The sequence below is a fragment of the Pseudomonas sp. UMAB-40 genome, from assembly GCF_900095275.1.
GTDB classification, from domain to species: Bacteria; Pseudomonadota; Gammaproteobacteria; order Pseudomonadales; family Pseudomonadaceae; genus Aquipseudomonas; species Aquipseudomonas mandelii_B.
Genome location: NZ_LT607554.1, coordinates 19649 through 27533, shown reverse-complemented (window position 1 = coordinate 27533; position 7885 = coordinate 19649). Strand labels below are relative to the sequence as shown.

The 7885-nt window shown below is 61.6% G+C and carries 6 protein-coding genes; 3 read left to right on the top strand and 3 right to left on the bottom strand.

The features are described from left to right. Positions 1–81: 81 nt before the first annotated feature. Positions 82–1479 carry a NorM family multidrug efflux MATE transporter gene (locus K0F88_RS06595; RefSeq protein ID WP_219094625.1) on the bottom strand — a complete coding sequence of 466 codons (1398 nt, stop codon included), beginning with the start codon at positions 1477–1479 and terminating at the stop codon, positions 82–84. 159 nt (positions 1480–1638) lie between these two features. On the opposite strand from K0F88_RS06595, the gene K0F88_RS06590 reads away from it, so the two are divergent. Together K0F88_RS06590 and K0F88_RS06585 are read left to right on the top strand one after the other, a co-directional pair. Continuing rightward, the gene (locus K0F88_RS06590; protein ID WP_219094624.1) at positions 1639–2559 is read left to right on the top strand and encodes a LysR substrate-binding domain-containing protein; all 921 of its coding nucleotides are present in this window, start codon (positions 1639–1641) and stop codon (positions 2557–2559) included. A 184-nt stretch (positions 2560–2743) separates the two neighbouring features. Continuing rightward, complete coding sequence (locus tag K0F88_RS06585; RefSeq protein ID WP_219094623.1) at positions 2744–4720, top strand: methyl-accepting chemotaxis protein; 1977 nt, start codon at positions 2744–2746, stop codon at positions 4718–4720. A gap of 91 nt (positions 4721–4811) precedes the next feature. Here K0F88_RS06585 and K0F88_RS06580 read toward each other — a convergent pair whose 3' ends face one another. Further along, positions 4812–5735, bottom strand: coding sequence for an ABC transporter six-transmembrane domain-containing protein (locus K0F88_RS06580; RefSeq protein ID WP_219094622.1), 924 nt, complete (start codon positions 5733–5735; stop codon positions 4812–4814). 115 nt (positions 5736–5850) lie between these two features. Between K0F88_RS06580 and K0F88_RS06575 the strand changes: the two genes are divergently transcribed. Next, the gene (locus K0F88_RS06575) at positions 5851–6438 is read left to right on the top strand and encodes a TetR/AcrR family transcriptional regulator (protein WP_219094621.1); all 588 of its coding nucleotides are present in this window, start codon (positions 5851–5853) and stop codon (positions 6436–6438) included. Here K0F88_RS06575 and K0F88_RS06570 read toward each other — a convergent pair. After that, a complete protein-coding gene (locus tag K0F88_RS06570) occupies positions 6435–7847 on the bottom strand; it encodes a VWA domain-containing protein (RefSeq protein ID WP_094470008.1) in 1413 nt (470 codons plus the stop codon). The genes K0F88_RS06575 and K0F88_RS06570 overlap by 4 nt on opposite strands. Positions 7848–7885: the final 38 nt, after the last annotated feature.

Below are 7885 nucleotides of genomic sequence, written 5' to 3'. Positions count from 1 at the left end.
CAGTCGCAATGCTTTTGGGGCCGCTGCGCGACCCAGCGGGAGCAAGCGCCCTCGCCACAAAGCCCGCTCCTACAGGGGATCTCAGTCTGGCTGAGCGATTTGGAAACTGGCCCCTGACGACGGCTCGCGCCGAATCATCCGCTTCATCTTCCACTCAAACGCCAGCGTCAGGCTCACCGCCGCGCACGCCAACCCCAGCGCCAATCCCCACCAGACGCCCGTCGGCCCCCAGTTCAAGTTGAACGCCATCCACCACGCCGCCGGTGCACCGATCAGCCAATAGCAACCCAGCCCGACCAGGAACGTGGTCTTGGCATCCTTGAGCCCGCGGATGCAACCCATGGCGATGGTTTGTGTGCCGTCGAACAGCTCGAACCACGCCGCCACCGCCAGCAGGCTCACGGCCAGATTGATGACGTCTCGAAAGGCCGGGTCGTTGTGGTCCAGGAACAAGCCAATCAACTGATTCGGCAGGAACCAGAAGACCATGGCAAAACCCAGCATCGCCGCCGCGCCAAAGGCGATACCGACCCGTCCGGCCAGTCGCGCGTCCAGCAACTGCCCGGCGCCGTAGTGCTGGCCGATGCGCATGGTGATCGCATACGAAAGCCCCGCCGGAATCATGAACGCCACCGAAACAATCTGCAGGGCGATCTGGTGTGCCGCCAGTTGCGTACTGCCCATGGTGCCCATGCACAGCGCGGCGAACGCAAACAACCCGACTTCCACCGCGTAGGTGCCGCCAATGGGCAGGCCGAGGCGCCACAGCTCTTTCAGGTACTGGCGGTTAGGCCGCGACAAACCCTGGCGCAGCGGATAAGCGTCGTAGGCCGGATGCCGACGGATGTGCAGCGCCAGCGCCACGGCCATCAGGTTGGCGACAATCGCCGTGACCAGCCCGATGCCCACCAGGCCCATTTTCGGCAAGCCGAACATCCCGGTAATCAACGCGTAGTTGAGCAGGAAGTTGGCCACAGTGCCGCCGAGGCTGATGACCATCACCGGGGTCGCCCGGCCGATGGCACTGGTGAAACCGCGCAGGGCCATGAAGCTCAGGTAGCCGGGCAGGGCGAACGGCAGGATCAGCAGGAACTGCCCGGCCGCCTGGACGTTGGTTTCGGTCTGGCCAAACAGCAGCAGCACCGGTTTCAGGTTCCACAGCAGTAACCCGGCCACCAGCGCCATCAACCACGCCAGCCACAAGCCGGCCTGGGTCAGGCGCGCGGCGCCGACGATATCGCCCGCGCCCTGACGGATCGCCACCAGGGTGCCGACCGCCGCGATCACGCCGATGCAGAAGATGGAAACGAACGAGTAAGTCGCCGCGCCCAGGCCGCCACCTGCCAGCGCTTCGGGACTTAGGCGCGCCATCATCAAGGTGTCGGTGAGGACCATCAGCATGTGCGCCAACTGCGAGGCAATCAACGGCCCCGCCAGCCGCAGGATGGCCCAGAGTTCGGTACGTGCTGGATGCTGCATGGTCATCACGCCTCGGTTATCAGAGTAAACAGGAGAGAGCCGATTCTCGGCGCTCTGCGGGGTTTTCACAAAGGGATAAAAAGGATGGGTGGCATGAGTCAAACTCATGCTGGCAGGTTTCTGCTAACGTGGCGTAACCGCGCTATAGGAGCTTTCCCAATGTCCCGTCGTCTTCCTCCCTTGTATGCCCTGCGCGCATTCGAAGCGGCGGCGCGGCATAGCTCGTTTACCCGCGCCGCTGAAGAATTGTCGATCACCCAAAGCGCGGTCAGTCGACACATTCGTACCCTCGAAGATCATTTTGCCTGCCGACTGTTTCACCGCAGCGGGCGCAACCTGCAACTGACCGAGTCGGCGCGGTTGATCCTGCCGGGCATCCGTGAAGGGTTTACCGCGCTCGAACGCGCCTGTAATACCTTGCGCGCCGAAGACGACATCTTGCGCATGAAAGCCCCGTCGACGTTGACCATGCGCTGGCTGCTGGCGCGCCTGAGTCGCTTCCGGCACTTGCAACCGGGCAACGAAGTGCAATTGACCAGTGCCTGGATGGACATCGACACCGTGGATTTCAACCACGAACCCTTCGACTGCGCCGTCATCCTCAGTAACGGGCGTTTCCCTCCGGACTGGGAGGCGGCGTTACTGTTTCCGGAAGAGCTGATTCCGGTGGGAGCACCGAACCTGCTGAAGGACCAGCCGTGGGACGTCGCACGCCTGGCCAGCGCTGAGCTGCTGCATCCAACGCCAGACCGTCGCGACTGGCGCAGTTGGCTGGAGCGCATGGGGCTGTCGGATCAGGTGTCGCTCAAGGGTGGGCAAGTGTTTGACACGCTGGAGTTGGGCATGATCGCCGCCGCCCGAGGCTACGGCGTATCCATGGGGGATTTGCTGATGGTGGCGGAAGATGTTGCGCAGGGTCGTCTGAGTCTGCCGTGGCCGACGGCTGTCGCCAGCGGTGAGCATTATTACCTCGTCTGGCCGAAAACCCGCCCGGGAGGTGAACGTTTGCGCCGCCTCAGCGACTTTCTGCAAGGCGAGGTCCGGGCCATGGATTTACCGGATGTAGAACGCTTGAGCTGAATCGATGGAGCCCCTGCAATAGAGGCCTTGCGCCATATCCCGGCTATTTACTCAAGTATTCAGGTTTGCCGCCGAAAATCTGCAGGTGGGACCTTCGTGCAGGTTCCCTGTAATTCCCCTTATTAGAATTTTGCCGAGTGTGCATCGTGATCAGGATGATCCGGTCACTCGGCCAGGAGCTGTCATGTCTCAACCTCGTGCCCGGATCGCCTCACAGCTTGGTCTTGCGCTTGCCGTGATACTGGCGATTGTCATCACTGGCAGTACCGTGTTCGCCTTGCGTTCGCTGGACACCGCCAACCTCGCCACCCGCGAAGAGCACTTGGCCAGTGAGGCCCGGTTGCTGGCCGATCAGTTGAGTACCTTTCACGGCACGTTGCGTGAAAGCACCCAGCGCCTGAGCGGTCTGTTCGAGAAGCGCTTCAGCGCCGGCTTGAGCGTGCACCCGGATGAGCCGGTGGCGGTGGCCGGTGTGCAGACCCCGGGCTTGCACCTGGGCAGCGAAGTGTTGAACAACAACTTCAAGGAAGTGGACGAGTTCAAGCAGATGACCGCAGGCGTTGCGACGGTGTTTGTGCGCAGCGGCGAAGATTTCATCCGCGTCAGTACGTCCTTGAGCAAGCAGGACGGCAACCGGGCCATCGGCACCTTGCTGGACCACGCTCACCCGGCCTATGCACGCTTGATGGCGGGACAGAGCTATGTCGGTCGCGCCTTGCTGTTCGACCGCTCCTACATGACGCAATACACGCCTGTACGCGACAGCAGCGGTAAGGTGATTGCCGTGTTGTTCGTAGGATTCGATTACACCGACGCGCAGAACGCACAGTTCGAGAATCTCAAACGCTTCCGTATCGGCCAGACCGGTTCGCTGGCGCTGCTCGATGAGCAGAAGAAGTGGTTGGTGCCGATTGCCGGCGTGCAAGCGCTGGATCAAGCGGTCCCGGCCATCGTCGATCTGGCGAAAACGCCGGGCAAGGGTGATTTCTGGAGCGACAAGTCCGAAGACTTCTACAGCGTGGCCGTGCCGTTCGATGGCGGCCCGTGGTCGGTGGTGGCGAGCATGCCGAAAGCCGAAATCAGCGCCGTGACCTGGAGCGTCGGCATTCAATTGGCCATCGGCAGTCTGCTGGCGATGTTGATTGCGGTCGGTTCGGCAGTCTGGCTGCTGCGCAGCAAACTTGCGCCGCTGGGTGATCTGGTGCGTCAGGCCGAAGCCCTCGGTGCCGGCGATTTGAGCGTGCGCCTGAGCGTGTCGAGCAATGATGAAATCGGTCAGTTGGCCCGCGCCTTCAACCAGATGAGCCAGGCCTTGTCGACCATGGTCGAGCACATTCGCAAGGCCTCGGGCGAAGTCAACAGCCGCGCCCAGGCGTTGTCCGGCCTGTCCGGTGGTGCCTATGAAGGGATGGAGCAACAGTCGGGCGAAATCACCAGCATGGCCGGCGCCGTGGAAGAGTTCAGCGCAACCTCGCTGAACATTGCCGACAACATGGGCAACACCCAGCGTCTGGCGCAGGAAAACGCACAGCAAACCCAGATCGGTCGTACGTCGATGGACGAGGCTTCCTCGTCGCTGGAGCAAATCGCTGGCGCGCTGAACAGCACGGCAACAGTGATCAATACCTTGGGTCAGCGCTCCCAGGAAATCGGCGGCATCGTCGGGGTGATTACTTCGATCGCCGATCAAACCAACTTGCTGGCGTTGAACGCGGCCATCGAAGCGGCCCGTGCCGGTGAGCAGGGTCGTGGTTTTGCGGTGGTCGCCGATGAGGTGCGTAACCTGGCTTCGCGTACCCGTCAGGCCACTGATGAAATTTCCGGGATGATTCAAAGCATCCAGCAGGAAACCGGCAACGCCATCAGCACCATGGAACAGGGCAATGTGCTGATGCAAGAAGGCTTGTCACGCAACGCCAATGTGGCCTCGGCCCTGGCGCGGATCGATGAGCAGAGCCGTTCGGCGGGCCAGCAATTCGCAGCAATCACCACCGCGACTCAGGAACAGAGCAGCACCGCGACCTTGCTCAGCAGCAACCTGCAAAGCATCGCACTGGCAAACAGCGAGCAGCGCGAAGTAGTGTCGAACCTGGCCGTGACTGCCAAAGAACTGGAGAAGCTGGCGGCGGACTTGCGCCATGAGGTTGATCGGTTTCGTTGAGTCGCCTCTGTAACAACTATCGCGAGCAAGCTCGCTCCCACAAGGTCACCACTGAACCTGTGGGCGCGAGTCTGCTCGCGATGGCATCACCTTAATCCTCAAGCTTATCCCCAAGCCCCGGATCAACCCGCTTGCCGATATCCTTCAACCGCGCCAACTGATCCACCATCGACGGCGCTTCGTCCAGACTGCTGACAAACGTCCACAGATACGTCATCACCGCATACACATGCCCCGCCTTCACCGCCGGCGACAGCGCCAGCTGACTGATGGCTATCACAAACAACACCGCCGCCACCGAGCCTACAAACAGATAGGCGATTGCCTCACGGTCTGAGAGCCAGATTCGCAGCCGCGACAGCACTCTATAGTGGCGCTGCAACGTGTCAGCGCCGACTTTCTCGACCAGACCGATCTCTTTCTCCAGCCGATCATTCAACCGCTCATGCAGCTCCTGATTGCGCCGGGCGAACCGTGGGAGCAAGGTCATGCACAACAGCAACGCCCCCAGGCAGGCCAGGCCAATCCACGGCTCGATCACCAGCAGCATCACCGCCGCGCCGACAATCGACACCAGCGCCGTGGCGATGGTCGGCACATGTTTCTCGAAGAAATCCACGAATTCACGCGCCAGCACCACCCGCGCCGCCGATGTGGAAGTGCTCTGGTTTTGCAGGCGCTGATTGAGGATGACCGGCACGGCGAGGTCGGCATAGATCCGCGTAAACGTGCGTGTATCCACCGCCCTGCGTGCCGCCCCGACCACCCAGAACGCCAACACCACCAGTGCATAAAACAGTGCACTGGTGGCATCGCCGCGGATGATCGAGTCCACGGCGAAGCCGGCAAACAGTGGATACGCCAACAGCAGCGCGTTCTCCAGCGCCACCAGCGATAACGTAAAAAACAGCTTTCCGGGATAGGCCCTGGCGATGGCCTTGAGCGTCTGGCTGGCGGATTGCTGACCGAGTTTTTTGCTTTCATCGATCAGGATGCGTGGGGTGACGGCTGTCATGGGTGCACCAAAAGGAAGATAAACGCTACAATTGAGCGACTGCTCAAGTATCCTTGAGCGACCGCTCAAGAAGCAAGCGCCGTCCATCTACCCGGCGCCACGAGGTCATTTCAAAATGTCGCGCACTGAACGCAAAGACCAGATCATCGCCGCCGCACTGGAGCTGTTTCGCAGCAAAGGTTTCGCCGATGTGTCTACCCGTGATTTGGCTGAACACGCCGGACTGTCACGCAGTCACGTTTATCACTACTTCACGGACTGGAAGGAGTTGCGACGCGAAGCCTTCATACGTTTTGCCAACGAGCAGCTGGAAGAAGTCCGCGCACCGCTGGTCGGCGTTGCACCGTTGACGGCGTTGCAGGGTTTTCTGAAGGATTGCCTGCCGGCCTCCGCCGATGATGGCTGGGCGCTGTGGCTGGACGCGTGGGATGAAGCGATGCACGACGCCGAACTGGCTGCCGCCTACCTGGTCGTCAACACCCAATGGCAGGCGATGCTGGCGCAGATCATCGAGCAAGGTGTCGTCACTGAGGTGTTTCGCTGCGCTTCACCCGAGCGGGCAGCGCGGCAGATTTTTGCGCAAGCGATGGGCTACGCCGATGACCTGTTGTTGCAGCCTTCATCCAAGGCCGCCGAAGCGGCCCTGGATGAAGTCATGGAAGTTGCCGCGTTGTTACTGGGGTTTGTCCGGGCAGACGACTAATCACACTTGGCATTGCTCGACACTTCCTTGCTCGCCAGTTTCAACTGCTTGCCCAGCTCAGCCGCATTGGTGCTGCTGTAAACCCGGCCGCCGGTGTTTTCAGCGATGCAACGTGACGGGCCACCGGCGCCGATTTTCACCACGTTGACCCGCAGGCGCGGTTGATCCCTGGCGATTTGGCGGGACACGGCGCACACGTCTTTCTGGCAACCGTCCTCACCGTCGACGAACATCACGATCACGGCATCGTTATTGCGCCCGTCGACGGTGCTTGCGGCGTGCGCCAGGCTGTCGGCCAGCGGTGTGCCGTCGTTGGGCACCAGGCCTCGAATCCCGTTGATCAGCCGCTGACGGTCGCCAAACTTGAACACGCCCTGGTCCGGCGTTCTTTCGCAGCCGGCGAAAGTAATCAGGCGCGTGTCGATCTTCGGGTCCAGCCCGTTGATCATGCCGGCCAGCGAGTCCTTGGCGACGTCCATGCGGCTGGGCTTGGCGAAGATCTGCATGGTGCGGTTCGCGTCCAGGTACTTGTTCAGCTCATTGCCGAAGAACCAGTCCTCATCGGCTTTCACGGACTTGATGTTCAAATCCATCGAGCCCGAGGTGTCGAGCACCACCACGAATTGCGGGATCTCTGCGTTTGGCGCTTTTTTACGGCACGCGAAGTTGTCCAGCGTCGGCGCCGGTGGCGGGGCGACGACCACAGGTTTTGGTGGCGGGACTGGTTTGGGTTCCGGCACCGGCACCGGTTCTGGCACGGGTTCCGGTTCGGGTTCTGGAACGGGTTCAGGTTCCACGACAGGCTCGGGCACCGGCTCAACCGGTTTCTCGATCGGTGTTACAACGGGCGCGACAGGCGGAACCACGACGACGGGTTCACGGTGCATGAACCACCAGTAAGCCCAAAGCGCCAGAAGCAGCAACAGCAGCGCCAGCAAGGCCGCCGCGATCCACCAGCCGCGACGCGACGGCGGTACGACCGGCACCACCGGAACCACCGGCGGCACGATCGGTTTGGGTGGACGCTGGTTCCAGCGCACCACCAGCGGCTCGCCGTTGAGGCTGTAGAGTTTGTCCAGCTCGGGCGTGCCGAGCAGGCTGCGCAGGTCATCCGCTACCGTGGGCTGACCGCGTTTTTGCAGTTCGTCCGCCAGCTGTCCAAGGGACGTCTGACGCACTTCATAGGTTTCCAGCAAACGTCGCTGCGCGTCCTCATTGAGGTCGGCATAGGGCGTGGGTTGGCCACCCAGTTCGGTCCACCATTCCAGCACGTCACCGCTGCCCATTCGCGGGATCGCGAAGAGGCTGGCGACGGTCGGCGGAAAGTGTTTCTGGATGAGGGCGACTTTGGCTTGCAGCGCACTCATCCCCTCTGGTGTGGCTTGCGCATCCCTGATGACCCGCTGCATGACGACGATTCCTGAAAAGGGTGCAGGCCGCCATCGGC